Origin of the sequence: uncultured Jatrophihabitans sp. (genome assembly GCF_964252635.1) — a bacterium.
GTDB lineage: Bacteria > Actinomycetota > Actinomycetes > Mycobacteriales > Jatrophihabitantaceae > Jatrophihabitans.
In genome coordinates this window covers 48082-72763 of sequence record NZ_CAXUNP010000012.1, presented here as the reverse complement: position 1 = coordinate 72763, position 24682 = coordinate 48082, and the positions used below count along the sequence as shown (strand labels likewise).

29 protein-coding genes are annotated in these 24682 nt (G+C 71.2%); 23 read left to right on the top strand and 6 right to left on the bottom strand.

The window, feature by feature from the left end; genetic code table 11:
* Positions 1 to 154 precede the first annotated feature (154 nt).
* Positions 155 to 301 (top strand): hypothetical protein, encoded by a 147-nt coding sequence (locus ACFFCA_RS07910; RefSeq protein ID WP_375483511.1) that lies wholly within the window; start codon positions 155 to 157, stop codon positions 299 to 301.
* 159 nt (positions 302 to 460) lie between these two features.
* Positions 461 to 1207: a GAF and ANTAR domain-containing protein gene (locus ACFFCA_RS07905; RefSeq protein ID WP_375483509.1), complete on the top strand. Its 747-nt coding sequence runs from the start codon at positions 461 to 463 to the stop codon at positions 1205 to 1207.
* Positions 1208 to 1248: 41 nt separating this feature from the next.
* Here ACFFCA_RS07905 and ACFFCA_RS07900 read toward each other — a convergent pair whose 3' ends face one another.
* Complete coding sequence (locus tag ACFFCA_RS07900; protein ID WP_375483507.1) at positions 1249 to 2664, bottom strand: PLP-dependent aminotransferase family protein; 1416 nt, start codon at positions 2662 to 2664, stop codon at positions 1249 to 1251.
* Between the two features lie 60 nt (positions 2665 to 2724).
* On the opposite strand from ACFFCA_RS07900, the gene ACFFCA_RS07895 reads away from it, so the two are divergent.
* From ACFFCA_RS07895 to ACFFCA_RS07875, 5 genes are all read left to right on the top strand, one after another.
* On the top strand, positions 2725 to 3420 hold the full coding sequence (locus tag ACFFCA_RS07895) for a YitT family protein (RefSeq protein ID WP_375483505.1): 696 nt from the start codon (positions 2725 to 2727) through the stop codon (positions 3418 to 3420).
* Between the two features lie 120 nt (positions 3421 to 3540).
* Positions 3541 to 4521 carry an endonuclease/exonuclease/phosphatase family protein gene (locus tag ACFFCA_RS07890; RefSeq protein WP_375483562.1) on the top strand — a complete coding sequence of 327 codons (981 nt, stop codon included), beginning with the start codon at positions 3541 to 3543 and terminating at the stop codon, positions 4519 to 4521.
* Positions 4522 to 4613: 92 nt separating this feature from the next.
* Complete coding sequence (locus ACFFCA_RS07885; protein WP_375483504.1) at positions 4614 to 5186, top strand: hypothetical protein; 573 nt, start codon at positions 4614 to 4616, stop codon at positions 5184 to 5186.
* 181 nt (positions 5187 to 5367) lie between these two features.
* Positions 5368 to 6078: a GAF and ANTAR domain-containing protein gene (locus tag ACFFCA_RS07880; RefSeq protein ID WP_375483502.1), complete on the top strand. Its 711-nt coding sequence runs from the start codon at positions 5368 to 5370 to the stop codon at positions 6076 to 6078.
* Positions 6079 to 6130: 52 nt separating this feature from the next.
* Positions 6131 to 6895 (top strand): GAF and ANTAR domain-containing protein, encoded by a 765-nt coding sequence (locus ACFFCA_RS07875; RefSeq protein WP_375483500.1) that lies wholly within the window; start codon positions 6131 to 6133, stop codon positions 6893 to 6895.
* Here the strand turns inward: ACFFCA_RS07875 and ACFFCA_RS07870 are convergent.
* Complete coding sequence (locus tag ACFFCA_RS07870; RefSeq protein ID WP_375483498.1) at positions 6892 to 7830, bottom strand: GAF and ANTAR domain-containing protein; 939 nt, start codon at positions 7828 to 7830, stop codon at positions 6892 to 6894. The genes ACFFCA_RS07875 and ACFFCA_RS07870 overlap by 4 nt on opposite strands.
* Positions 7831 to 8366: 536 nt before the next feature.
* Here ACFFCA_RS07870 and ACFFCA_RS07865 point away from each other — a divergent pair.
* Positions 8367 to 8651 (top strand): RNA polymerase sigma factor, encoded by a 285-nt coding sequence (locus tag ACFFCA_RS07865; RefSeq protein WP_375483496.1) that lies wholly within the window; start codon positions 8367 to 8369, stop codon positions 8649 to 8651.
* Here the strand turns inward: ACFFCA_RS07865 and ACFFCA_RS07860 are convergent.
* Complete coding sequence (locus ACFFCA_RS07860) at positions 8629 to 8877, bottom strand: hypothetical protein (protein ID WP_375483494.1); 249 nt, start codon at positions 8875 to 8877, stop codon at positions 8629 to 8631. The two genes, ACFFCA_RS07865 and ACFFCA_RS07860, sit on opposite strands and share 23 nt — an antisense overlap.
* 7 nt (positions 8878 to 8884) lie before the next feature.
* Positions 8885 to 9520: an ANTAR domain-containing protein gene (locus tag ACFFCA_RS07855; RefSeq protein WP_375483492.1), complete on the bottom strand. Its 636-nt coding sequence runs from the start codon at positions 9518 to 9520 to the stop codon at positions 8885 to 8887.
* A 437-nt stretch (positions 9521 to 9957) separates the two neighbouring features.
* On the opposite strand from ACFFCA_RS07855, the gene ACFFCA_RS07850 reads away from it, so the two are divergent.
* Both ACFFCA_RS07850 and ACFFCA_RS07845 read left to right on the top strand, forming a co-directional pair.
* Positions 9958 to 11034: a fatty acid desaturase family protein gene (locus ACFFCA_RS07850; protein WP_375483490.1), complete on the top strand. Its 1077-nt coding sequence runs from the start codon at positions 9958 to 9960 to the stop codon at positions 11032 to 11034.
* Between the two features lie 27 nt (positions 11035 to 11061).
* Positions 11062 to 11226, top strand: a complete 165-nt coding sequence (locus ACFFCA_RS07845; RefSeq protein ID WP_375483488.1) for a hypothetical protein — start codon at positions 11062 to 11064, stop codon at positions 11224 to 11226.
* Positions 11227 to 11261: 35 nt separating this feature from the next.
* On the opposite strand, the gene ACFFCA_RS07840 is transcribed toward ACFFCA_RS07845, so the two are convergent.
* On the bottom strand, positions 11262 to 11507 hold the full coding sequence (locus ACFFCA_RS07840; RefSeq protein ID WP_375483486.1) for a hypothetical protein: 246 nt from the start codon (positions 11505 to 11507) through the stop codon (positions 11262 to 11264).
* A gap of 128 nt (positions 11508 to 11635) precedes the next feature.
* Between ACFFCA_RS07840 and ACFFCA_RS07835 the strand changes: the two genes are divergently transcribed.
* From ACFFCA_RS07835 to ACFFCA_RS07795, 9 genes are all read left to right on the top strand, one after another.
* On the top strand, positions 11636 to 12394 hold the full coding sequence (locus ACFFCA_RS07835) for a VIT family protein (protein WP_375483485.1): 759 nt from the start codon (positions 11636 to 11638) through the stop codon (positions 12392 to 12394).
* A gap of 116 nt (positions 12395 to 12510) precedes the next feature.
* Positions 12511 to 12801: an STAS domain-containing protein gene (locus tag ACFFCA_RS07830; RefSeq protein WP_375483483.1), complete on the top strand. Its 291-nt coding sequence runs from the start codon at positions 12511 to 12513 to the stop codon at positions 12799 to 12801.
* A gap of 104 nt (positions 12802 to 12905) precedes the next feature.
* On the top strand, positions 12906 to 13217 hold the full coding sequence (locus ACFFCA_RS07825) for a YchJ family protein (RefSeq protein WP_375483481.1): 312 nt from the start codon (positions 12906 to 12908) through the stop codon (positions 13215 to 13217).
* Between the two features lie 24 nt (positions 13218 to 13241).
* On the top strand, positions 13242 to 13640 hold the full coding sequence (locus tag ACFFCA_RS07820) for a VOC family protein (RefSeq protein WP_375483479.1): 399 nt from the start codon (positions 13242 to 13244) through the stop codon (positions 13638 to 13640).
* A 32-nt stretch (positions 13641 to 13672) separates the two neighbouring features.
* Entirely contained in the window at positions 13673 to 14380 is a 708-nt protein-coding gene (locus tag ACFFCA_RS07815; protein WP_375483477.1) for a GAF domain-containing protein, read from the top strand.
* Position 14381: 1 nt separating this feature from the next.
* Complete coding sequence (locus tag ACFFCA_RS07810; RefSeq protein WP_375483475.1) at positions 14382 to 16061, top strand: FAD-binding dehydrogenase; 1680 nt, start codon at positions 14382 to 14384, stop codon at positions 16059 to 16061.
* 52 nt (positions 16062 to 16113) lie between these two features.
* Positions 16114 to 17775 (top strand): acetolactate synthase large subunit, encoded by a 1662-nt coding sequence (locus tag ACFFCA_RS07805; RefSeq protein WP_375483474.1) that lies wholly within the window; start codon positions 16114 to 16116, stop codon positions 17773 to 17775.
* Between the two features lie 49 nt (positions 17776 to 17824).
* Positions 17825 to 18274 (top strand): VOC family protein, encoded by a 450-nt coding sequence (locus ACFFCA_RS07800; RefSeq protein ID WP_375483472.1) that lies wholly within the window; start codon positions 17825 to 17827, stop codon positions 18272 to 18274.
* On the top strand, positions 18271 to 18423 hold the full coding sequence (locus tag ACFFCA_RS07795; RefSeq protein WP_375483470.1) for a hypothetical protein: 153 nt from the start codon (positions 18271 to 18273) through the stop codon (positions 18421 to 18423). Before ACFFCA_RS07800 ends, ACFFCA_RS07795 begins: the two co-directional genes overlap by 4 nt.
* A gap of 12 nt (positions 18424 to 18435) precedes the next feature.
* Here ACFFCA_RS07795 and ACFFCA_RS07790 read toward each other — a convergent pair whose 3' ends face one another.
* Complete coding sequence (locus ACFFCA_RS07790; RefSeq protein WP_375483468.1) at positions 18436 to 19344, bottom strand: undecaprenyl-diphosphate phosphatase; 909 nt, start codon at positions 19342 to 19344, stop codon at positions 18436 to 18438.
* Positions 19345 to 19434: 90 nt separating this feature from the next.
* On the opposite strand from ACFFCA_RS07790, the gene ACFFCA_RS07785 reads away from it, so the two are divergent.
* From ACFFCA_RS07785 to acs, 4 genes are all read left to right on the top strand, one after another.
* On the top strand, positions 19435 to 20463 hold the full coding sequence (locus tag ACFFCA_RS07785; protein ID WP_375483467.1) for an SMP-30/gluconolactonase/LRE family protein: 1029 nt from the start codon (positions 19435 to 19437) through the stop codon (positions 20461 to 20463).
* A gap of 122 nt (positions 20464 to 20585) precedes the next feature.
* Positions 20586 to 22109 carry an aldehyde dehydrogenase gene (gene adh, locus ACFFCA_RS07780; RefSeq protein ID WP_375483465.1) on the top strand — a complete coding sequence of 508 codons (1524 nt, stop codon included), beginning with the start codon at positions 20586 to 20588 and terminating at the stop codon, positions 22107 to 22109.
* Between the two features lie 116 nt (positions 22110 to 22225).
* Entirely contained in the window at positions 22226 to 22660 is a 435-nt protein-coding gene (locus ACFFCA_RS07775) for a DUF779 domain-containing protein (protein WP_375483463.1), read from the top strand.
* A gap of 42 nt (positions 22661 to 22702) precedes the next feature.
* Positions 22703 to 24676 (top strand): acetate--CoA ligase, encoded by a 1974-nt coding sequence (acs, locus tag ACFFCA_RS07770; protein WP_375483461.1) that lies wholly within the window; start codon positions 22703 to 22705, stop codon positions 24674 to 24676.
* The last annotated feature ends 6 nt before the right edge of the window (positions 24677 to 24682 follow it).

Genomic DNA, 24682 nt, shown 5'->3' with positions numbered 1-24682 from the left:
CGGATTCCGGGGCCTCCACTCGTTCGTCGCCAGCTGCCCCCACCGCACCGACCCGCTTCGCGTCGCTCGGTGTGCGGTTCCCGGGTTCTGGTCCTCGTGGCTCGGCGCAGCCTGTCGCGCACCCTTACTGCGCCTCAACCGGCATGCTCGGCCCATGCTCCTGCTGATCGCACTCATCGTCCTGGCCATCGTGACCGGCGTGCTCGGCGCCATCATCAAGGGCGCGTTCTGGCTGTTCATCCTCACCGTGCTGTTCTTGGTGGCCGCCTACTTCGCCGGCCGGGCGCGCGCCCGGTCCTGACCTGACCCTGCGACCCCGCGGCTCGGGTGGGCTAGTTCGCTGCGCGGCGGGTAGGACCAGGGCACGGTCGCAGGTTGGTCCTAGGACAGCCCAGGCCGAGGCTCCGATCGTTGTACCCACCAGGGGTCGGAGCCGACCCACCGAGAAGGGCCGGCCTGTATGCCCGCCGACAATCCCGACGAACCCCGTGTCGTCCTGCACGCTCGTGACAGCACTGGCCAGGCCCCTGCCCTGAGTGTCGTCAGGCATCTCAGCGAGCTGGCCCGCGAGCTGCGAGCCGAGTCGGATCCGGCCAGGTTGCTGCAGCACATCGTGGCGGCGACCGTCGAGGAGGTCGACGGCGCCGAACAGGGTGGCATCAGCATGATCGAGGGGCACAAGGTGCGGGCTGTGGCGCCGTCGAGCGCAACGGTTCGCCGTTTGGATCAACGGCAGAACGACGTCGGGGAAGGTCCCTGCCTCAACGCGTTGCGTGAGCAGGTGACGATCCGAACCGACGACCTGCGCGCGGAGAGCCGCTGGCCGCGGTTCGCCGGCGCCGCCGTGGACGAGGGTGTGCGTTCGATGCTGTCGGTGCAGTTGTTCGTCGACGGTGACAACCTCGGGGCGCTGAATCTGTACTCCGGGCAGCCGGACGCGTTCACGACCGCGTCCGAGTACACCGCCATGGCGTTCGCGGCGCACGCCGCGGTCGCCATGAAGGGCCGTGACGTCGAGAACAACCTCCGCACAGCCCTGGACTCGCGAGACATCATCGGTCAGGGCAAAGGCATCCTCATGGAACGGTTCAAGATCAGCTCCGACGAGGCGTTCACCCTGCTCGTCATGGCCTCCCAACAACGCAACCGCAAGCTGCGCGACGTGGCCGACGACCTCGCGACGAGCGGCGATCTCGGCATCACCTGAACCGCGCCGAGCAGGGACCTCATGGCCCGGCCCGAGAGCGGTCAGGCGGTCCACCGCGGCGGGTCGGCGGTGGGTTGCTGCGGGTCCGCGGCGGCGCGGCGCAACCGGTCGAGCGCTGCGGTCAGCACCGGCTCGGCCTTCGCGAACGGCAACCGCAGGTAGCGGTCATGGGTGCCGGCGACGGCGAACCGGGGGCCCGGCACCACGCGGACACCGTAGGCGCGCGCGGCAGCCGCGAGCCGGGTGCTCGACGCGCCGTCGCCGAGGTCGACCCACAGCACCATGCCCCCGCGTGGCCGTACGGCACTCCAGCCGGCGGCCTCGACCAGGCCCAGGAGGTGGTCACGTCGGGCACGGAGTTGCGTGACCCGCTCGGCCCGGATGGCGTCGAGGTGAGCGAGGACCTCGATACCCAGCAGCTGGTCGAGCACCGGCGCCGCGATGTCGGCGGCGGATCGGGTCAACCCGAGCCGGGCGACGACGTCCTCGTCGGCCCGGACCCACCCCAGCCGCAGGCCGCCCCAGACCAGCTTCGACAGCGACCCGACACTGACGACGTCCTTGCCGAAGGCCGCCAACGGGCGGCGGGGCGTGAGGTCGTCGTCGAGGTCGAGCTCGGAGAACGTCTCGTCGGCCACCAGTCGGGTGTGCGGGAGCATCCGCACCAGACGGCGCCGCTGGGCGTCCGAGGCGTGCGCGCCGGTGGGGTTCTGGTGGTCCGGGGTGACGACGGCGATCACCGGGTGGGTGGTCCGCCGCGGCAGCGACCACCCCCAGCCGTCCACCCCGACCGGCGTCAACCGGACGTGATGGGCCCGCGCGGCGTCGGCGCAGCCCGCGTAGGTCGGGACCTCGAGCCCGACGGGGTCGCCCGGTTTCGCGTACGCCCGCAGCATCAGGTCCCAACCGTGCAGCGCACCCTGCGTGACGACGATCTGGTCGGCGGTGGTCGGTACGCCACGCTGCTCGTAACGCCCCGCGATGGCCTGCCGCAGGTCACGCAACCCCAGCGGGTGCAGGCCGTGGCCGGCGAGGTGGGCAGGCAGCCGGGCCGCGGCCGCCTGCGCGAGCGGGCCGAGCGCCGACGGCGCGCTCGGGGCAGCGATGGTCAGATCGATGTCGTCCTCACGGATGGCGCCGTGCGGGCCCAGGGTGGCGAGATGCGCGTCCACCTCGTCGGGCCGGTCGACGCGATCCGGGGCGGCGGCGACGACGGTGCCGCTGCCCTGCCGGCTCACCACCAGTCCCTCACCACGCAGCAGGTCCAGAGCGGTGGTGACGGTCGTCCGGCTGGCGCCAAGATCGCCCGCGAGCACCCGCTCGGCCGGCAGGGTGTCGCCGACCAGCAGCCGGCCGTCGAGCACCAGACCCCGCAGGGCGTCGGCCAGGGCCAGGTAGGCGGTGCCACCGCCGGACACGACCGGCCGCAGAGCCTCCGCGAGCTGTCGGCGATCCACGATGCCACCTTCTCCATATTGGCCTTGGAGCGAGGAGGCCAATGATGCCACGCTGCTCGCATGGCCTCGTCCCCCTTGTCCGTGCTGTTGCCGATCCCCCGGGACCGGCGGGCGATCCGGGCCATCGCGCTGGTCGTGGGCCTCGCGCTCTACGGCGTGAGCATGGCGCTGATGCTGCTGGCAGGCCTCGGGCTCGCCCCGTGGGGCGTGCTTGACCAGGGCCTCGCCAGGACCGTCGGCGGCAGTGTCGGGACGTGGTCGATGATCAACGGCGCGGTCGTGCTGCTGCTGTGGATCCCGCTCAGACAACGTCCAGGGATCGGCACCCTGTGCAACGTGGTGCTGGTCGGAACAGCGATCAACCTGACACTGTGGGCCCTCCCCACACCGACCGCGTTCGGCACCCGCATCGCCGTCCTCGCCGCCGGTATCGCCCTCAACGCCGTCGCCACCGCGCTGTACGTCGGCGCGGCCCTCGGCCCGGGCCCGCGCGACGGCCTCATGACCGGGCTCGCGGCGCGGGGCCACCCGGTGCGGGTCGTGCGGACGACGATCGAGGTCGCGGTGCTCCTGGTGGGATGGCTGCTCGACGGGGACGTCGGCTGGGGCACCCTCGCATACGCCGTCACGATCGGCGTGCTGCTGCACACGCTGCTGCCACGGTTCAGCATCCGGAGCCTCCCCGTCCCGCACGACACCGTTGCCGACGAAACCCACGGACCCGGTTCGCGCCCGAACGGCCTGCGGGTCAGGTAGGTCCGCCGAAGCGGTCGCTGCGTCGCTGGGCTGCGGCAACCCGGGTTCTCGGCCTGGACCATGTCAAGGTCCATCGCACCGGGCTGACGCTCAGCCGGCGTTCGCCATGATGCGTCGGTGATGAGGCCGCGTCTGCGTCGTGCGAGCGACGGCGCAAGCTCCGTCGTCCTTACCCTCGTCGGTGCGGCCGCCTTCTGCGTGGCGGGCGCGGCGCTGCTCGTCCGGCTCTACACCGGTGGCTGGCAACCACTGATCATCGCCGCCGCGATCGCACACCAGCTGCTCTGGGCGGGACCGGTGGCCGCGCTGCTGTTCCTGCTGGCCCGTCGCTGGTACGCCGCGGCCGGGGCTGTCGTGGTCGTCGCCGTGAGTGTCGCCGGACAGCTCCCTGTCTACGTCGGCGCCGCGACGTCGCCGCACGGCCGGACGGTGACGGTGCTACAGGCGAACCTCCGCGTCGGCTCGGCGAACCCAGCAGACCTGGTGCGCACGGTCGCCGCACGGAAGGTCGACGTGCTGGCCACCGAGGAACTGACCCCGACCGAGCGCGACCGGCTGATCGCCGACGGGTTGACCACGCTGCTGCCCTACCGGTTCGACGCGGCACTGGCGGGCGGCGGCGGTGGGCTCGCTGTCTGGAGTCGCTACCCGTTGACGCCGGACCACAACTACCGGGGCTTCCGGCTCGGCGTGCTGTCCGCAACCATCCGCCTGGACCGCACCCACCGGCTCACGTTCCTGGCCGCTCACCTGCTGCCGCCCTATCCCTACCCGGCCGGCGAATGGCGCTCCGAGATGCGGCGACTGCGCACGATCCTGAAGACGGCCGCAGCCGGCACCGATCCGGTCATCGTCGCCGGTGACCTCAACGCGACCTTGGACAACCAACCGGTGCGCGGCCTGCTCGGCACGGGGTACGCCGATGCGGCCGAGCACGCGGGCGCGGGCTACGACGCGACGTACCCCACCGACCGCTGGTATCCCCCGCTCATCGCCATCGACCACATCCTCAGCCGTGGCGGGTCCGCGGCCGAGGCCACGACCTTGGCGCTGCCCGGATCGGACCACCACGCGCTCGTCGCCCGGATCGCAGTTCGGTAATCCTGTCTACGGCCTGGGTACCTCGCCTGCGCACCATGATCTTCGCGACGGCCCAATCCGATGCCGCCCCTGCCCACCGGTTGGCATCTCCCATGACTCTCTTCACCTCGCGCGGCCTCGTTGTGACCGCCACCTCGGTCGTCGCGGTGGCGGTGCTGTCGGGGTGCACCAGCAACGGCAACGGGCCGCACATCGACAACGGCCAGGCCACCAACGGCACGTCGGTTCCCCGGTCCGAGTCGCAGGAAGCGGCGGCCGACCCCGGCGGCGCCGCGATCCCGGGGTCCTCCCCGTCGACGGCGTCCGTGCCGCCGGTGCCGTGTTCCGCGGCAAGCGCCGGGGTCGTCGCCGAGGTGCTCGCTCACCTGACCGGCAGTGCCCGCGCGCTGGGGCCGGCCCGATCGCTGGCCACCACCCAGGCCGACCAGGACTCCTCCGGCTGGCCGACGACCGTCGTCGGTGCCGCCTTGACGCGGCTGCCGGGTTCACCCGTGGGTGTCTGGGCCGTGGCCGCCGTCGGGACGACGCCGCGCATCCTCGCGCTCAACGGGGCCGCCGAGCGTTACACGGTGCGGCAGGCCGCGGTGTCGACGACGCTGCAGGCCCAACTGCGCAACGGGATGGCGGCGTCGAACGCTGCGTTCTGCGTCCGCAACGGCACCTGAGCCGGCCGGCCCGCGCGAGGACGGCTGCCCGAATACGGCCGAGCCAATCGACGTGTTCTGCGGTGATCTCGCCCGGGCTGCTGCACAACCAGACCGGAACCGGGCACACTACGGCTGTGTCGTGCCGAGCCCACTCCGTTCATCTCGTCGTCGGCACCGCGTCCATCGGTCCGTGCTCCGGGTGACCATTCAGGACTCCTTCGCGTCCGCGGTGGGCGCGCTGCGCGGCGTGGCCGCCGCCGACCGCCTGTGCGAGGTGTGCGTCGAGCTGCTGTCCGTGGACGCGGCGGCCATCTCCCTGGTCTTCGACGGCGCCAACACCGGCACGCTGGGCGCGAGCGGCGACGCGGCCCGGCTCTACGACGAGTTGCAGTTCACCGTCGGGGAAGGACCGTGCCTGGAGTCGGTCTCCGACCGGGCCCCGGTGATGGTCGTCGATCTGGCCGCCGACGTCGACACGGGCCGCTGGCCCGCCTACGGCCCCGCGCTGCTGGCCTACGGCGTGTGCGGCGTCTTCGCCGTCCCCGTGCTGGTGGCCGGGGAGTACGTCGGCGCGCTCGACCTGTTCCGCGACGACGTCAACATGCTCACCGGCGACGAACTGTCCGGGGCGATGGTCGCGGCGGAGCTCGCCGAGCTCCCGATGCTGGATCTGCTCGGGAACAACCTGATGGCCCTGCCGGCGGACGTCAACGGGCCCGGCTGGGCCGAGCTGAACGCGGTCACCCGCACCGAAGTCAGCCAGGCCACCGGGATGCTGGTGGCGCAGCTCGACGTCGACCCGGCGGAGGCGCTGGTGCGACTGCGTGCCCACGCGTATGCGACCAACCGTTCAGCGACCCAGGTGGCGCGGGACATCCTCGAACGACGGCTACGGCTGGACCCGGGGTGACCGCGCTCCGGGCCGCAGTCAGGTCGACCGATCCGCACGCAAGGAGTCAGCGGTGAACGATGACGCTCGGGAAGCCCAGGTGCTCGAAGCGGTGGTGACGCTGGTCGACAGCCTGCTCGACGACTTCGACGTCGTCGAACTGCTCACCGACCTCACCGAACGCTGCGCGACGCTGCTCGACGTGGCCTCGGCCGGGTTGCTCCTCGCCGATTCGCGCCGGCAGCTGCATGTCATGGCGGCGACGTCCGAGCGCACCGAGGAGCTCGAGTTGTTCCAGCTGCAGGCCGACGAGGGGCCGTGCCTGGACTGTTACCTCAGCGGTCGCCCGGTGTCGATCGCCGACCTCGGTGACGCAGACGGACGGTGGCCGCAGTTCGTGCCGGCGGCGCGCGAGGCCGGGTTCGCGTCGGTGCACGCGCTCCCCATGCGAGCGGCCGGCAGCGTGTTCGGGGCCCTCGGTCTGTTCGGCACACGCTCTGGCGGACTGAACGACGCCGACCTGCTGGTCGGCCGGACCCTCGCCCACGTCGCCAGCGTGGCCATCGTCCAGGAGCACGCCCCGACCCCCGACGTCGTGTTCCCGCACCTGCGCAGTGTCCTGGCCAGCCGCACGGTGGTCGAGCAGGCCAAGGGGTTCCTGCGGGAACGGCTCGACGTCACCGTGGGCGAGGCGTTCCAGCTGCTCCGGCGCTACGCGCGCGAGTCGGGCCGGCACCTGACCGACATCGCCCGCGAATTGCTGTCGGAACGCGCGACGCGGCCGGCGCTCGTGGACGCGCTGGCCCGTCTCGCCTCAGCCGATGACCTGCCGGACTAACCGCCGCCGTCCGGCCGGCTGTGCCGCGCGTGGGCGCGCCGTACCGCCTCGTCGACGATCCGTTCGGCGACGACCGAGAGCTTGACGTTCTCGGCCTGACTCGTCTGCCGCAGTCGGTCGAACGCCTCGCGCTCGCTGCCGCCGGTACGGCTGCGCACGATGCCGATGGCCTGATCGATCAGCGCCCGGCTGCTCAGCGCCGTCTGCAGCTGGGTTGCCCTGGTGTGTGCGGCGTGCAGCAGCTGGATGTTGCCGACCGACACCGCCGCCGATTGGGCGAATCTCTCGGCCAGACGCACGGAATGCGCGGTGAACGCGTCACGGGTACGGGCGTAGATGTTCAGCGCCCCGACGACGTCGCCCAGCACGATCAGCGGCAGAGCCAGCGCCGAGTGCACCTGCAGGCGTGCGACGCGACCGCCGAAGCGCCGCCACCGCTCGTCGCTGCCGAGCGACCCGCTGACCTGGGAGCGGCGGCTCTGCATTGCCGTGAGGCACGGTCCCTCGTGGCAGATGTCGTACTGCAGCCGGTCGATCTCGCGAACGATCGGGTCGGTGACCGCCCACGCCACGACCTTGGGCGTCGCGGAGCCGGCCTGCATCAGCGTGACCCCGGCGCCGTCGGCGCCCGGAGCCGCGGAAGCGGCCAGCTCGGCGATCTGGGTCAGCACGACCTCGAGATCGTCCACCTGTGACACCAGTGTCGTGAGGCCCTGCACCGCGAAGAACACGTCCTGTTCGTCGGCGTCGCTCTGCGCGGCGGTCAGGCCCTCCCCGGACAGCAGGTCGCGCCCGGCCTGGGAGTCGAAGCTGGTCACGGCGGGAGTATCCAGGACACCCGCGTCGTTCGGGACCCCGGCGCCGTCCCTGGCACCCGCGTCATCCTGGGCACCGGCGTCGCCGGCACCGTCGACGAACGGTTCGGGTTCGGTCACGTCGACGGCTGACCGTGGATCGACGGGCTACCACTCTCGGCCCGGCCGGTCCAGGACACGACCTCGTCGAACGAGCGGTAGGCGTGGACCCCTCGGTGGCCGGGTTGCTGAGCGCAGCGCACGGTGCGACGCAGGAACGGCGCGTACCGCAACGCCCGGCACCTCCAGCGGCCGAACCGCAGGGCGGACAGGCGCGCCCACGCGCCTGGGACGACAGCTGACACGTCGGTTCGAGGACTCATCACGCACCCGGGAGGTAGGGCACCGGTCTGGATACGGGCGCGGCGGCCGTCGACCGGATCGGTGGACGGCGCTGCCCCGAGAGGCTGGTTTCCAGCGCCTCCAGGGTAACCGGGTTCGGCGACCGCGTCGCGTCCGTCCCGCCGGCTTCACGATCACCGCGGTCACCCACTGGTAGGTTCGCGATCGGTTGGACACCAGCCCGAGTCGAACACCTGCGCTGCACATACCTCGGCCGCGCACGGACCGCGGCGGCTCTCGTGCACCAGGTCGTCGACACGCACGCGGAGCACGCCTTGCCACCGCCCGACCGGCCCGTGCCCGACCTCGCCGCCACCTGCGGCGCCACCGTCCGGGCGGTCCAGGACCTGGACCCGATCGAACGCGCCGCCGTGGTTCTCGTGTACTGGCACGGCCGCACCCAGCCGCAGGTCGCGGCCGACCTCGGCATCCCGGTCAAGGTCGTCCGGCGCGCCCTGACCCGGGGCCTGCGACGGCTGGCCGAGCAGGTCCTGGCCGGCGAGAGCCGACTCGGGGAGGCTGCCGAACGCACCGTCGTCAGTCGCCGGCGCCGTCCCTGACCTCGTACACCTGCCCGGCGAACCCACCGGGCGCCTCTTCGGTCCGTTCGGTGGGATAGGCGCTGACGACGCCGTTGGCGCCGTCCAGCTCGACACGCGTGTCGTCATCGAGCTCGGAGCGGACCAGCCATTCCCCGACGAGGTGCGAGGCCGGCCCGGAATCGTTCACGATGTCGCCGGCGGCGCGGATGACGATGTACTCGGTGTCCATCGGTTCGGCGGTCATGGGCCCGCTATTTCCGCAGCTGGGCCGGATCGAGCCAGCCGGTCTCGACCACGTCGGACGCCACGTCGCGCAGCTTGCGGTTCGACCGCTGGCTGGCGATCCGCAGGGCCGCGAACGCGTCGTCCTGGGTGAGGTGCAGCGCGCTCATCAAGATGCCCATGGCCATCCCGATCTGCCGGCTGTTCTGCAGGGCGGTGGTGAGGTTGGCGACCGCACAACTGGCGGCCGCCGCGGCCTGCTCGCTGCGCTGCTGTCCGACCAGCTGCACCGCCCGCGCCACCAGGGCTTCGGCGGCCAGGCGATCCACGCGGGTGGCGGCGCGCCGGTTCCACAGGAACAGCGCCTCACCCTCGAGGGCCAGCCCGGTCGGGGACGCATCGCCATCTCGGGTCCCGGCAGCGTGCTCGACCGCACCGATGGTGAGCAGGACCCGAACGACGTGGGTGGTCTGCCCGGCGGCGCGCAGCGACACCCGATCGATGCCGCCGGAGCCTGCAGGTGGCAGTGGGTTCGACAGGCGATGGCGGGTGGCCGGACCGTCGGCGGAGCTGTCGACGAACTCGACGGAGCACTCGTCGCAGAAGTCGGGCACGCACTGCGCCACCAGGCTCCCCAGCACGACGCTCGGCTCGACCGAGGGCACGAGCCGGATGCTGGTCTGATCGACCTGCGGTGTCACGGGCGGAGCCGGTCGCCGGTCGAACCCAGAGAGCTGGGCTTCGGCGCTGCCCCCGGTGGGCTCGTGGCTCGAAGCGGACATGGCGTTCCCGGGAGGCGGGTCTGTCCGGTTTTCCTGTGCGTGGGTGTGTACCCGCACGACCCGCGCGAGCGGGGATCGCGAACCAGGAGGCTGTGTGCCAGCCCTTGCATATTTGCACACGATTCGGGCCATCGCCAGGAGCAGGACCGGGTACACGCGGGCGCTCCGTGGCGGCGATCGGCGGCGCGGTTCTGGGTACCGTGACCATGCGGTTGGGCTACAGCCGTTCAGCCTTCCGTGACTGGTTATCGAGGCGTTTGGCCCGCGGGCGCGAGCGCTTCACTGGGTGAGTCCACCGTGCTCCACCGTCTTTCTCAGCGATGACGACGACCGTCGAGCCGCCGGGCGTACCCGTCGGCGAGATCCGCCGCGGCAGCGACTACGCCGGGCTCAGCCGTGCCATCCGCGCGGCGCGACTGCTCGAACGCACACCCTGGCGTTACGCCGTGCGCACGGCGCTCACGCTCGGCTTCTTCGCCGCCTGCTGGGTGCTCGTCGCCGAGCTCGGGGCCTCGTGGTTCGTGCTGGTGGCTGCCGGTCTCCTCGGAATCGCCTCGACCCAGATCGCCTTCCTGGGTCACGACGGCGGCCACCAACAGATCGCCGCGAAACGGTCCGGCAACACCGTCGCAGGGCTGCTCGCCGGCGACCTGTTGTCCGGACTGAGCATCGGCTGGTGGGTGGACAAGCACAACCGTCACCACGCCAACCCCAACAAGGAGGACCACGACCCGGACATCGGCGAGGGCGTGCTGGCCTTCACCGCGGCGGCTGCCGCCGGGCGCACCGGCTGGCTCGCCCGCGCCACCACCCGCAACCAGGCGTTCCTCTTCTTCCCGCTGCTGCTCCTGGAAGGCATCCAACTGCACGCGGCGGGCATCCAGTACCTGTGCAGCCGCGGTAAGCACCGCCTGGGCCGCACCGAAGCGACGCTGCTGACCGTGCACTTCGCGGCCTACCTGGGGGCGAGCTTCACGCTCCTCCCCCCGCTGCACGCGGTGGCGTTCATCGCCGTGCACCAGGCCGTGTTCGGGTTTTACATGGGTTGTTCGTTCGCTCCCAACCACAAGGGCATGCCGGTCATCCCGGCGGATCAGACCGTCGACTACCTACGCCGTCAGGTACTGACCTCGCGCAACGTGCGCGGCGGGTGGTTCACCGATCAGCTGTTCGGCGGCCTGAACTACCAGATCGAGCACCACCTGTTCCCGAGCATGCCGCGCGCCCACCTCAGGCGCGCGCAGCAACTGACCCGCGAGTACTGCGCGACGCACGACATCACCTACACCCAGACCGGCATGTTCGCGTCCTACCGGATGGCGCTGAGCTACCTGCACGAACTGGGCGCGCCGCTGCGTGCCGCGCGCCGTGCAGCGACGCCTGCTGTCACCACCTGATCCCCCGAACATCACGAAAGGCACACCATGATCGACGACACCACACCCGATGGGGCCGAGCAGTCACCGAACAAGCAGTCACCGGACGACGCCCCCTCGGACGACCGGGCCGACACGTCACCCGCGTCCACCGGCCATTCCGACGCGGACACCCAGACCCAGCGCAACACCGAGGACGAGTCGCCGTCCTGACCGGCGCGACCTCTGCGTGATCCGACCGGGCCTCGTCAGTCGGGCGGCGCGATGAGGTTCACGCCGGTGACCCGCGCCGGGTCGAGGGCCACGCCAGCCGTCGGGTCGGCGTCGGTCGCCCCGCTGAACACCACCGGAGCGTTCATGCTCCGGGCGTGCTCGAGCTCGGTCTCGAGCGCCTGGTGCGCGGTCTCGGCCTCGTCCGGGCTCACCCCGTGCAGTGTCACCAGTACCGGATCCACACCCTGTTCGTAGTTCACCTGCAGCACGTAGTCAGCCATGCCCACACCCTGCCCGCACGCTCGGCGCCCCAACCCGGGACCTCGACCGGCGTTGAGCACACCTGGCCGCCGCGCAGGCCAGCCTGCCCTTGCTGGCACCTGCGCTCGCGGATCGGTTCACTGGAGGGGTGAGCACCGCAGATCCCACCAGCGCCCAGGTCGACGCGGCGGCTGCGGGCGAACCCACCCATCCGGCCGAACCGCACGACTCGGAGCGGGCCGGGCGGCTCAACTGGCTGCGTGCCGGGGTGCTCGGTGCGAACGACGGCATCGTGTCCACGGCGGGCATCGTCGTCGGGGTGGCCGGCGCCACGACCGCCACCGGACCGATCTTCACCGCGGGGCTCGCCGGACTGGTGGCGGGCGCGGTCTCCATGTCGCTGGGCGAATACGTGTCGGTCAGCAGTCAGCGCGACTCCGAGCGGGCGCTGTTGGCCAAGGAACGGCGCGAGCTGGCCGACGAACCCGACGAGGAGCTCGCCGAACTGGCCGCGCTGTACCAGGCGAAGGGGTTGTCGCCCGGAACCGCGCGTCAGGTCGCGCTCGAGCTCACCGAACACGACGCGCTGGGGGCGCACCTGGACGCCGAGCTGGGGTTGGACCCGGACCACCTCGCAAACCCGATGCAGGCGGCGGTCGCGTCCGCGATCTCCTTCGTCGTCGGCGCGGTGCTGCCGGTCGTGGCGATCCTGCTGCCGCCGCCGCACTGGCGGGTCGGCGTCTGCGTGGTTGCCGTACTCGCCGCCCTCGCCCTCGCCGGAACCATCTCGGCGCGGCTGGGGTCGGCGCCGGTCCGGCTGGCCGTCCTGCGGGTCGTCGTCGGCGGGGCGCTCGGCCTGGCCTTCACCTACGCCGTCGGGTCGCTGTTCGGTACCGCGATCGGGTGACAGGGGCCGCGCGGCGTGGGCGTGACGCGGCCGGCGCCACGTGACCGTTGCCTGAACGGGCGGTGTCGGCAAATATGGACGACGACACGCCCGGGGACGACGGATCGGCGGACAGAGTGACCCAAGCACCAGCGGCGTACGCGCTGGCCGGCGAGGTCGACGCGAGCACTGCGCCGTCGCACCTGGAACGGCTGCAGGCCACCATCGCGGCCACGCCGGGCGACACGGTGGTCGTCGAGCTCGACCGGACCCGCATGGTCGACACGACCGGGCTCGGCATGCTGATCAACGCCCACGCCGCGGCCAAGGATCTGAACAAGCGCCTGGTCCTGCGCGGGGCGAACCACCGCCTCGTGCGGCTGATGGAGATCGCGGGCACCTACGAGCTGTTCGACTGGGAACCCTGAGCGGGTCGGGCCCGGGGCCGTCGGCGGGCAGCGCCGAAGGTCGCTGCCCGTGCGGGACCGGAGAGGTCTACACCGCCTGCTGCCGACCCCGCCACGACAGCTCCGTGCCCGCGCCTACGGCCGAGACGCTGATGCGGGCCCGCTACAGCGCGTTCGCGCTGGGCGACCTCACGTACCTGCTCTCGAGCTGGCACCCGAGCACCCGCCCCGCCGCCCTCGAACTCGACCCGGCACGCAGTTGGGTACGGCTGGAGATCCTCGACGCGACGGACGGCGGCCCGTTCGCCGACACCGGCGAGGTCGAGTTCCGCGCTCATCACCGGACCGGTGCCGTCCGAGGTGTCCAGCACGAGCGCAGCCGCTTCGCCCGCCGCCGGGGCCGGTGGTACTACCTCGACGGCGTCACAGCGAGTTGACGGGGTCCTGTGCACGATGACCGGATGAGCGACGCACCCCCGCCCCAGGTCTGGCCGACGCTGCGCGCCCGCGACGCGCCGGCGCTCATCCGCTTCCTCGTCGACGTCGTCGGGTTCGAGGAGACCACGGTCTACGCCGAGGACGGCGTGGTCCACCATGCCCAGCTCAGCTGGCCCCTCGGCGGCGGGGTGATGCTGGGCTCCGCCCGCCCGGGGACGGACTGGGGGCTCGAGCCCGGGACGTTCGGCGCCTACGTCGTCGTCGACGACCCGGACGCCCGGTACGAACGGATCGCGGCGGCCGGAGCCGAGGTGACCACCGGGCTGCACGACACCGACTACGGCTCGCGCGACTTCGCCATCCGCGACCCGGAGGGCAACCGCTGGTCGTTCGGCACGTACCGGGGCGAGCCGCGCCACTGAGGACCCGCGTCCTCCCGTGCGATCATCAGCGGGTGGACGCCCTCACCGCAGCACCGTTCACGCTGCCGGAGTGCACCTTGCTGCCCGCGGCACCCGTCGAGGAGTTCGACCAGATGGCGGCGCTCACCCGGCGCGTGCTCGACGCCCCGGCCGCGTCCGTGACCCTCGTCGACCCCGACCGCCAGGTGTTCCCCGGTGCGGCCGGCCTCAACGAGGTCATGACGGCCGAGCGGGAGACGCCGCTGCCCTTCTCATTCTGCCAGCACGTCGTCACGTGGGCCGAGCCGCTCATCGTCACCGACGCCCGTGTCCACCCGCTGCTCTCCGAGAACCCGGCCATCGTGGCGAACCAGGTCGTCGCCTACGCCGGGATGCCGCTGCGCGACCTGCGCGGCGTGGTCATCGGCTCGCTGTGCGTGTTCGACCCCGCCCCCCGGGCCTGGACCGACGTCCAGGTGGAGACGCTTCGACAGCTCGCCGTCGTCTGCTCGGCCCAGCTGCAGTTGGTCGAGTCCAAACAGCGCAGCGCCGTTCTTGCCGAACGCGAACGCGCCGCGAGCGCACTGAACGAGAGCGTCGCCCACGAACTGCTGGGCCTGTCGATGGTGCTCGGCAGCGCACGATCGCAGACCGCCGGGCCGGTCGCCCGGCTCATGGACAGCGCGATCGGCAGCGTCGACACCGCGCTGACCAACCTGCGCAGCTCCGTGCTCGGCCCGCGCTCCGGGGCGGTGGGCTGACATGGACGCGGACGTCATCGTCGTCGGAGGCGGACTGGCGGGCCTCGTCGCCACCCACGAACTCACCTCCCGCGGCAAACGGGTCCTGCTCGTCGACCAGGAGAACGCCGCGAACCTGGGCGGCCAGGCGTTCTGGTCGCTGGGCGGCCTGTTCCTGGTCGACACCCCCGAGCAGCGGCGGCTGGGGGTCAAGGACTCCTTCGAGCTCGCCTGGTCCGACTGGTGCGGCAGCGCCCAGTTCGACCGGCTCACCGGCGAACGCCCCGAGGACGAGTGGGCGCAGCGCTGGGCCCGCGCCTACGTCGAGTTCGCCGCGGGAGAGAAGCGCGCCTGGCTCGCCGAGCAGGGCGTCAAGCTCATGCCGACGGTCGGCTGGGCCGAGCGCGGCGACCTGCGGGCCGACGGCCACGGCAACTCCGTCCCGCGCTTCCACCTCACCTGGGGCACGGGGCCCGGCGTCAGTGAGCCGTTCGCCGACCGGGCCCGCGACGCGGCGTCGCGGGGCACCGTGACGTTCGCCCACCGGCACCGGGTCGACGAGCTGGTGATGACCGACGGCGTCGTCACCGGCGTGCGGGGCAGCGTCCTGGCTCCGGACGACGCGGTCCGCGGCGCTCCGTCGAACCGCACCGTCGTCGGCGACTTCGCGTTCAGCGCCCAGGCCGTGATCGTCACGTCCGGGGGCATCGGCGCGAACCACGACATCGTGCGGCGCTACTGGCCCGAGCGGCTCGGCACTCCCCCGGCCACGATGGTCACCGGCGTCCCGGCGCACGTCGACGGCCGCATGCTGGACATCAGCGCCGACGCCGGCGTGCGGCTGGTCAACCGCGACCGTATGTGGCACTACACCGAGGGCATCGAGAACTGGAACTCGATCTGGCCCGGGCACGGCATCCGGGTGCTGCCCGGCCCGTCGTCGATGTGGTTCGACGCGCTCGGCCGGCGCCTGCCGGACCCGTGCCTGCCGGGCTACGACACGCTCGGCACGCTGCGGCATCTGCGCACGACGCCCGACATCGCCGGCTACGACCACTCCTGGTTCGTGCTCACCGAGAAGATCATCGCCAAGGAGTTCGCGCTGTCGGGCTCGGAGCAGAACCCCGACATCACCGGCAAGAACGTGCGTGAGGTGCTGCGCAGCCGCGTGCTCGGCAAGGGCGCGCCCGGACCCATCCTGGCCTTCCAACGCCGCGGCGCCGACTTCGTCACGGCCGTCCGCCTGGAGGACCTGGTCGCCGGTATGAACGCGCTCACCGAGCAGCCCCTGCTCGACGTCGCCACGTTGCGGACCCAGATCGAGGCCCGCGACCGGCAGATCGCCAACCCGTACGGCAAGGACGCGCAGGTGCAGGGCATCCACAACGCGCGGCGCTTCCTCGGCGACCGGCTCGGCCGGGTGGCGACGCCGCACCGGATCCTCGATCCGGACGCGGGCCCGCTGGTCGCGGTCAAGATGCACATCCTCACCCGCAAGACGCTCGGCGGCATCCAGACCGACCTGGCGTCGCGCGCGCTGGGTCACGACGGCGAACCGATCCCCGGGCTCTACGCCGCGGGCGAGGTCGCGGGCTTCGGTGGCGGCGGCGTGCACGGCTACAACGCCCTGGAGGGGACCTTCCTCGGCGGCTGCCTGTTCAGTGGCCGCGCGGCCGGGCGGGCGGCTGCCGCCGCGGTTTGACCCTCGCCACTGCCCGGCCCCGCGCGGCCCGGATCCGCCTAGGCTCGGTGACATGGCCGACCAGCGCAGCACCGCCCACCTGATCGTCGAGTGCCTCGCCCACGAGGGCGTCACGCACGTGTTCGGCATCCCGGGCGAGGAGAACATCCGGCTGGTCGAGGCCCTGTCCGAGTCCGACATCACCTACGTGCTGACCCGTCACGAGCAGGGCGCGTCGTTCATGGCCGAGACCTACGGCCGGATCACCGGGCGGGCGGGCGTGTGCTCCGCGACCCTCGGCCCGGGCGCGATCAACCTGCTGCTCGGCACCGCGGACGCCACCACGAACTCCACGCCGCTCGTCGCGCTGTCGGCGCAGGTGGGCATGAACCGCAGTTACAAGGAGTCCCACCAGAGCGTCGACCTGGTGCACATGTTCGAGCCGGTCACCAAGTGGTCCGCACTCATGGCCACCCCGGGCGCGGCCCCCGAGATGATCCGCAAGGCGTTCAAGCTGGCCCAGACCGAGCGGCCCGGCGCGGTGTACCTCGCGGTGCCGGAGGACGTCGAGGAGGCCGAGGTCGGTCCCGAGCTCGTGCCGCTCCCGGTGAACACGCCGCGCGCCGACGACCCGTCCGATGCCCAGGTCGCCCGCGCCGCCGAGATCCTGCGCGGCGCGCGCAACCCGGTGCTGCTGGCCGGCCACGGCGCGGCCCGGTCGCAGGCCGGCGCCGCCCTGCTGCGCTTCGCCGAGCGTCTCGACGTTCCCGTGGCCACCACCTTCAACGGCAAGGGGGTGTTCCCGGACGACCACCGCCTCGCCCTCGGCGCGGTCGGCTTCATGCGCCACGACTACGTCAACTTCGGGTTCGACCGAGCCGACGTCATCGTGTCGGCCGGTTACGAGCTGCAGGAGTTCGACCCCGTCCGCATCAACCCCCGCGGCGACACGAAGATCATTCACGTGCACCGCTTCCCGGCGGAGGTCGACGCGCACTACGACGTCGCGGTGGGCCTCAACGGCGACATCTCGCGCAGCCTGGACGCGCTGGCCGACGCGGTCGGCCCCGACGTGTCGTTCGCACCGTCGGGCGGTGAGCGCATCCGCGAACTGCTGTCGGCCGAGCTCGATCGAGGTCGGACCGACGACCGGTTCCCGCTCGCCCCGGCGCGCATCGTCGCCGACACCCGGGCGGCGCTGCGCCGCGACGACATCGCCCTCGTCGACACCGGCGCGTTGAAGATGTGGATGGCGCGCCTGTACCCCACCTACGAGCCCAACACCTGCCTGATCTCAAACGGCCTGTCGACGATGGCGTGGACGGTGCCGGGCGGCATCGCGGCCAAGATCGCCCGGCCCGAGGCCAAGGTGCTGGTGGCGACCGGCGACGGGGCGTTCCTGATGAACTCGCAGGAGATCGAGACCGCGCTGCGCCTGCGCACCCCGATGGTCATCCTCATCTGGGTCGACGACGCGTACGGGTTGATCAGCTGGAAGATGGACCTCGAGATCGGCCACAACGTCGACACCGCGTTCGGTAACCCGGACTTCGTCGCCTACGCCCAGAGCTTCGGCGCCACGGGCTACCGCATCACCGCGGCGGACGAGCTGCTGCCCACCCTGCGCACGGCGCTGGCCGCCGACACCGTCTCGGTGATCGCCTGCCCGGTCGACTACTCCGTCAACAGCGAGCTCATCGCGTCCCTCGGCGAGCTGGACGAGACCCTGTCCTGACACGGCCCCGTTCTGGGAAACGGGCCGCCCGCCCGGGTACAGCCAGGGCATGACCTCCTCGAGCAACGCCATCAGCCCGCACGGCATCCACCATGTCCGTCTGACCGTCACGGACATCGCCCGGTCCAAGGCGTTCTACGTACGGCTGTTCGGCAGCGACCCGGCGATCGACTTCAGCGACCAGGTCGACGAGCCCGGTGCGCGCGAGGACCGTGCCCGGTTCTACGGCGGTTGCGTGTTCTCGGTCGGCGACCAGCTGCTCGGCCTGCGTCCGGTGGCCGGGAGCAACGACACCTTCGACTCGACCAGGGTGGGGCTCGACCACGTGAGCTTCGGGGTGGCCTCGGTCGACGACCTGCACGCCGCTGCGACGACCCTCGACAGCGCCGGGGTCGAGCACGGCACCGTCGACGTCCTGGAGGACGCCGGCATGGCCATCCTGTCGTTCCAGGACCCGGACGACATCAACGTCGAACTCGTGGCACCGGTGTCCTCATGAGCGGCAACGACGAGAAGCACGAGGCCAGGCTCACCGAACTCGACAACGAGCTCCGCAAGCTCGAGGACGACGGCGACCGGGAGTCGGACCGCTTCGCCCAGCTGAGTCGCGAGCGGGAGAAACTGCTCAACCAGCGCGACGACGCCTGACGGCGTGCCGGGTCAGCGGACTGCGAACCAGACGAGGCAGGCCGCGCCCGCGGCGAGGCAGTACGCCCCGAACGGGCGCAGCGACCGGCCGGCGAGGTACCGGGTGAGGAACCGCACCGACAGGTAGGCCCCGACGCCCGAGAGCAGTGACCCGAACAGCACCTGGGGACGGATGCCGTCACCCAGCGGGCCGGTGAGGTCGCCGACCTTCAGCGCACCCGCGGCGAGGATGACCGGTGTGGCGAGCAGGAAGCTGAAGCGGGCGGCGTCCTCGCGGGTCAGACCGGCCAGCATGCCGCCGGTCGTCGCGACGCCCGAGCGCGAGATGCCCGGCGCCAGGGCAAGGATCTGCGTCGCACCGATCGCGACCGAGCGCAGCACGGAGGTGCGCACGATGCGGTGGTCGGACTCCACGCCACTGACGCGCTCGTCGACGTACTCGACGTCACGATGCTCTCGGTCGGTCCGCCGCCCTCGCTCGACACCGAGGAGCACCACGCCGTTGACCATGAGGAAGACGGCGGTCGGGACGGGACGTGCCAGTTCGGTGCGGAAGAAGTGCTCGCCGACCAGTCCCACGATGCCGACCGGCACCGTGCCCAGCACCAGCAGCCAGGCCAGACGCTGGTCGGCGTCGGCGACCTCGCGACGGGCGATGCTGCTGACCAGGCCGCGCACGATGCGCACCCAGTCACGCCAGAAGTAGACGAGCAGCGCCAGCGCCGTGGCGACGTGCAGACCGACGATGAAGGCCAGGTAGGGCGACTCGGCCGAACGGACGTCCAGGTCCCTCGCCCACGAGCCACCGACCACGGCCGGGATCAACACGCTGTGGCCCAGGCTCGAGACGGGGAAGAGCTCGGCCACACCCTGCACGGCCCCGACGACGCCGGCCTCGAGCCAGCTCAGATGGTGATGCACCGTGCGAACTTACTATCGACTGAGTAGTAACCCGGCCGGCCGCTCAGGCGGGATTCACGTTGGGCCGCTCCTCGTCACGACGCTGCCCGAGTGCCCGGACCACCGGCCGACTACGGTGTCGAGGTGTCGCACCGACGCCTACGTACCCGCCGCTGGTCCCCGCCCCGACCCGCACCCAACGCGGCCGACGTGCGCCCCCTGGGACTGCGTCGCCTCGAGCTCTCCGGGGTCGGGCCCGAGGACGTCGTCCTCGACGCCGACGGCCGGGCGCTCGTCGGCGTCAGCGACGGGCGCATCCTGCGCATCGACCCGGTCGACGGAGTGGTCGAGACCATCGCGCGCACCGGCGGGAGGCCGCTGGGGCTCGAGTGGTGCGCGAGTGGACGCCTGCTCGTCTGCGACAGCGAGCGGGGCCTGCTGCAGGTCGATCTCGAGGCCGGCGGCACCGTCACCACGCTGGTGGCCGACGTCGACGGGGTGCCGCTGAACTTCGCCAGCAACGTGGTCGAGGCCTCGGACGGCACCATCTACTTCAGCGCGTCGTCACGCGACTTCGACCTCGACCACTACCTCGGAGCCCTGCTCGAGCACCGTGGGACCGGCCGGCTGTTCCGCCGCGACCGCGACGGGCAGGTGCAGACCCTGCTCGACGGGCTGCAGTTCGCGAACGGTGTGGCGCTGGCCCCGGACGGCTCGTGCGTCGTCGTGGCCGAGACGGGCGCGTACCGGCTGCGCCGGTACTGGCTCGCCGGGCCGCGGGCAGGAGCGCACGACGTCCTCGTCGACAACCTGCCCGGCTTCCCCGACAACATCAGCCTGGGCAGCGACGGCCTGGTCTGGGTCACCCTCGCCGCACCCCGCGACCGGCTGCTCGACGCGCTGCTGCCGCGCCCCGGCGTCCTGCGTCAGCTCGTCTGGCTGCTGCCCGAGCGCCTCAGACCTGCCCCGAAGCGAACCGTGCGGGTCGTGGCGGTGTCCTTCGATGGTCGGGTGGTGCACGACCTGGAGGGCCCCGGGGACGAGTACTCCATGGTCACCGGCGTCGCCGAACGGGACGGGGTCCTGTACCTCGGCAGCCTGCACGAGACCGCACTGGCCGTCGCCCGCCGGCCGCACTAGGCCGCCCGGCGGGCCTTCCTCGTCCACCCACAGCCGATGCAGCGTCGTTGCAACGCGGCGCTACCTACTGTCTGTGACGTGGCGCACCGAGCGGTGGCCATTCGGTCGACGAAGGGGGCCCCATGAGTGTTTTCGCAGCACCCGGCAGCGCGGACAGCCCGGTCTCGGTACAGAGCCGGTACGACAACTGGATCGGCGGCGACTGGGTGCCACCGTCGAAGGGCGAGTACTTCGAGAACATCTCGCCGGTGAACGGCAAGCCGTTCACCGAGATCGCCCGCGGCACCGCCGAGGACATCGACAAGGCGCTGGACGCCGCCCACGGCGCCAAGCGCGCGTGGGGCGCGACCCCGGCCGCCGCCCGCGCCAACATCCTCAACAAGATCGCGGACCGCATCGAGGAGAACCTCGAGATGCTGGCCATCGCCGAGTGTTGGGAGAACGGCAAGCCCATCCGCGAGACGATGGCCGCCGACCTGCCGTTGGCCGTCGACCACTGGCGCTACTTCGCCGGTGCGCTGCGCGCCCAGGAGGGCGGTATCAGCGAGATCGACGGTGACACCGTCGCGTACCACATCCACGAGCCGCTGGGCGTCGTCGGCCAGATCATCCCCTGGAACTTCCCGATCCTCATGGCGGTCTGGAAGCTGGCCCCGGCCCTGGCTGCCGGCAACTGCGTGGTGCTCAAGCCGGCCGAGCAGACCCCGTGGTCGATCCTCAAGCTCGTCGAGGTCATCGGCGACCTGCTGCCCGACGGCGTGCTGAACATCGTCAACGGGTTCGGCTCCGAGGCGGGCAAGCCGCTCGCGTCCTCGCCACGGATCGCGAAGATCGCGTTCACGGGTGAGACCACCACCGGCCGGCTGATCATGCAGTACGCCAGCCAGAACCTCATCCCGGTCACCCTCGAGCTGGGCGGCAAGAGCCCGAACATCTTCTTCGAGAACGTGGCCTCGTCCCGGGACGCCTTCTACGACAAGGCGCTCGAGGGCTTCACCATGTTCGCTCTGAACAACGGCGAGGTCTGCACGTGCCCGTCGCGTGCCCTCGTCCAGGCCTCGATCTACGACCAGTTCGTGCCCGACGCCATCGAGCGGGTCAAGGCCGTCAAGCAGGGCAACCCGCTCGACACCGACACGATGATCGGTGCCCAGGCGAGCAACGACCAGCTCGAGAAGATCCTGTCCTACCTCGACATCGGCAAGCAGGAGGGCGCGAAGGTCCTCACCGGCGGCAATCGCAGCGATCTCGGCGGCGACCTGTCCGAGGGCTACTACGTCGAGCCGACCGTCTTCGAGGGTCACAACGGCATGCGGATCTTCCAGGAGGAGATCTTCGGGCCCGTCCTCTCGCTCACCAAGTTCGACGACGAGGCCGACGCCCTGAAGATCGCGAACGACACGCTCTACGGCCTCGGTGCCGGCGTGTGGTCCCGCGACGGATCGCAGGCCTACCGGGCCGGACGCGAGATCCAGGCCGGACGCGTCTGGACCAACTGCTACCACCAGTACCCGGCGCACGCCGCCTTCGGTGGGTACAAGCAGTCCGGCGTCGGGCGCGAGAACCACAAGATGATGCTCGACCACTACCAGAACACCAAGAACCTGTTGGTGTCCTACTCGCCGGACAAGCTGGGCTTCTTCTAGACCGGTCCGGACGCGCATCCCCGCTCGGCCCGTCGTCGGTTCGCCGACGACGGGCCGAATCGGTGCACGGAGGACGACCCCGGCGTAACGTCCGCCCCAGGAAGGAAGTGCCGCCCATGTCCGAGACCCCGACCGTCCCGCCGGCGATCCACCCGTCGAGCGCATCCGAGAACACCGAGTCCCGGATCGGGGTCAGCGACCGGGCCGCAGAACTGCTGCGCGACCTCACCAAGCGCCACGGCGACCTGATGTTCCACCAGTCCGGCGGTTGCTGCGACGGCTCGTCGCCGATGTGCTTCCCCGACGGCGACTTCCTCATCAGCGACACCGGTGACGTGCACCTCGGCGACCTCGACATCGGGGTCGATCGCGGCATCCCCATGTACATGTCGACCAGCCAGTACGAGTACTGGAAGCACACCCACATCACCATCGACGTCGTGAAGGGGCGCGGGGCCGGCTTCTCGGTCGAGGCGCCCGAGGGCGTGCGCTTCCTCATCCGCTCCCGCCTGATGACCGACGCGGAGCTGCACGCCTTCGACCTGATCTGACATCGCGATCGACCACCGCGCCGACCCAGGGGGTAAGTCACCATGAGTGAGACGTTGTCCAACCTGTCCCACGAGGAGCGCCGCTTCCCGCCGCCGGCCGACTTCGCGGCGCAGGCGAACGTCACGGCCGACGCCTACGAGCGTGCCGGCACCGATCGCCTGGCCTACTGGGCCGAGGCCGCCGAACGGCTGACCTGGGATCAGAAGTGGACCGACGTCCTCGACTGGTCGGACAAGCCGTTCGCGAAGTGGTTCGTCGGCGGCAAGCTGAACGTCGCCTACAACTGCGTCGACCGGCACGTCGAGGACGGCCACGGCGACCAGATCGCCTACCACTGGGAAGGCGAGTCCGGCGACACCCGTGAGATCAGCTACGCCCAGCTCCAGGACGACGTCTGCCGGGCGGCGAACGCCCTCACCGACCTCGGCGTGCGGGCCGGCGACCGGGTCGCGATCTACCTGCCGATGATCCCCGAGACGGTCGTGTCGATGCTGGCGTGCGCCCGGCTCGGCGCCGTCCACACGGTCATCTTCGGCGGATTCTCGTCCACCGCGCTCGTCGACCGCATCAACGACTGCGACGCCCACGTGGTCATCACCGCCGACGGCGGCTTCCGGCGCGGCGCCCCGTCGGCCCTCAAGCCCGCCGTCGACGAGGCGGTCGCGAAGTGCCCCGGCGTCGAGGCCGTGCTGGTGGTTCGGCGGACCGGCGAGGACGTCGCCTGGGACGACGCCCGCGACCACTGGTGGCACGACGTCGTGGAAGCGGCCTCACCGGAGCACCGGTGCGAGTTCTTCGACGCCGAGCACCCGTTGTTCGTCATGTACACCTCGGGCACCACGGGCAAGCCCAAGGGCATCCTGCACACGTCGGGCGGCTACCTGACGCAGGCCGCCTGGACGCACTACGAGGTGTTCGACCTCAAGCCCGACACGGACCTGTACTGGTGCGGCGCCGACATCGGCTGGATCACCGGGCACAGCTACATCGTCTACGGGCCGTTGGCCAACCGCGCCACGAGCTTCATGTACGAAGGCGTACCGAACCACCCGAACGAGCACCGCTTCTTCGACATCATCGAGCGCAACAAGGTCACGCTGCTCTACATCGCGCCGACGCTCATCCGCACGTTCATGAAGTGGGGCGAGGACATCCCCGCCGCCCACGACCTGACCAGCCTGCGCGTGCTGGGCAGCGTCGGTGAGCCCATCAATCCCGAGGCGTGGGTCTGGTACCACACCAACGTCGGCGGGGGCCGCTGCCCGATCGTCGACACCTGGTGGCAGACCGAGACCGGCGCCATGATGATCAGCCCGCTGCCGGGCGTCACCGAGACCAAGCCGGGCTCGGCCATCGGCCCGTTGCCCGGGATCGGGGCCGACGTGGTCGACAACGACGGCAAACCCGTCGGCGACGGCAACGGCGGCCTGCTCGTGCTCACCGAACCCTGGCCGTCGATGACCCGCGGCATCTGGGGTGACCCGGAACGGTTCAAGGAGACGTACTGGGAGAAGTTCGAGGCCCAGGGCTACTACTTCGCCGGCGACGGCGCCAAGCTCGACGACGACGGCGACTACTGGCTGCTCGGCCGCGTCGACGACGTCATGAACGTGTCCGGGCACCGCATCTCGACCACCGAGGTCGAGTCCGCGCTGGTCTCGCACCCCGCCGTCGCCGAGGCCGCCGTCGTCGGAGCCTCCGACCCGACAACCGGGCAGGGCATCGTCGCGTTCGTCATCCTGCGCGGCAGTACGCCCAGCGACGCCGACGAGGGCGGAAAGCTGGTCAAGGAGCTGCGCAACCACGTAGCGTCCGAGATCGGCGCGATCGCCAAACCGCGGCAGATCATGGTCGTCGCCGAACTGCCCAAGACCCGCTCCGGCAAGATCATGCGCCGGTTGCTGCGCGACGTGGCCGACCACAAAGAACTGGGCGACGTCACCACGCTCACCGATTCCAGCGTCATGGATCTCATCAGCGAGAACATGAGCGCGGCGCCCAGCGACGACGCCTGATCGCTG

Coding starts and splice junctions, on each gene's coding strand:
- adh (WP_375483465.1), top strand. CDS start 20,586: ATGAGTGTTTTCGCAGCACCCGGCAGCGCGGACAGCCCGGTCTCGGTA.
- ACFFCA_RS07775 (WP_375483463.1), top strand. CDS start 22,226: ATGTCCGAGACCCCGACCGTCCCGCCGGCGATCCACCCGTCGAGCGCA.
- ACFFCA_RS07860 (WP_375483494.1), bottom strand. CDS start 8,877: ATGACCGCCGAACCGATGGACACCGAGTACATCGTCATCCGCGCCGCC.
- ACFFCA_RS07845 (WP_375483488.1), top strand. CDS start 11,062: ATGATCGACGACACCACACCCGATGGGGCCGAGCAGTCACCGAACAAG.
- ACFFCA_RS07820 (WP_375483479.1), top strand. CDS start 13,242: ATGAGCGACGCACCCCCGCCCCAGGTCTGGCCGACGCTGCGCGCCCGC.
- ACFFCA_RS07840 (WP_375483486.1), bottom strand. CDS start 11,507: ATGGCTGACTACGTGCTGCAGGTGAACTACGAACAGGGTGTGGATCCG.
- ACFFCA_RS07890 (WP_375483562.1), top strand. CDS start 3,541: ATGAGGCCGCGTCTGCGTCGTGCGAGCGACGGCGCAAGCTCCGTCGTC.
- ACFFCA_RS07910 (WP_375483511.1), top strand. CDS start 155: ATGCTCCTGCTGATCGCACTCATCGTCCTGGCCATCGTGACCGGCGTG.
- ACFFCA_RS07850 (WP_375483490.1), top strand. CDS start 9,958: ATGACGACGACCGTCGAGCCGCCGGGCGTACCCGTCGGCGAGATCCGC.
- ACFFCA_RS07810 (WP_375483475.1), top strand. CDS start 14,382: ATGGACGCGGACGTCATCGTCGTCGGAGGCGGACTGGCGGGCCTCGTC.
- ACFFCA_RS07885 (WP_375483504.1), top strand. CDS start 4,614: ATGACTCTCTTCACCTCGCGCGGCCTCGTTGTGACCGCCACCTCGGTC.
- acs (WP_375483461.1), top strand. CDS start 22,703: ATGAGTGAGACGTTGTCCAACCTGTCCCACGAGGAGCGCCGCTTCCCG.
- ACFFCA_RS07795 (WP_375483470.1), top strand. CDS start 18,271: ATGAGCGGCAACGACGAGAAGCACGAGGCCAGGCTCACCGAACTCGAC.
- ACFFCA_RS07805 (WP_375483474.1), top strand. CDS start 16,114: ATGGCCGACCAGCGCAGCACCGCCCACCTGATCGTCGAGTGCCTCGCC.
- ACFFCA_RS07895 (WP_375483505.1), top strand. CDS start 2,725: ATGGCCTCGTCCCCCTTGTCCGTGCTGTTGCCGATCCCCCGGGACCGG.
- ACFFCA_RS07905 (WP_375483509.1), top strand. CDS start 461: ATGCCCGCCGACAATCCCGACGAACCCCGTGTCGTCCTGCACGCTCGT.
- ACFFCA_RS07800 (WP_375483472.1), top strand. CDS start 17,825: ATGACCTCCTCGAGCAACGCCATCAGCCCGCACGGCATCCACCATGTC.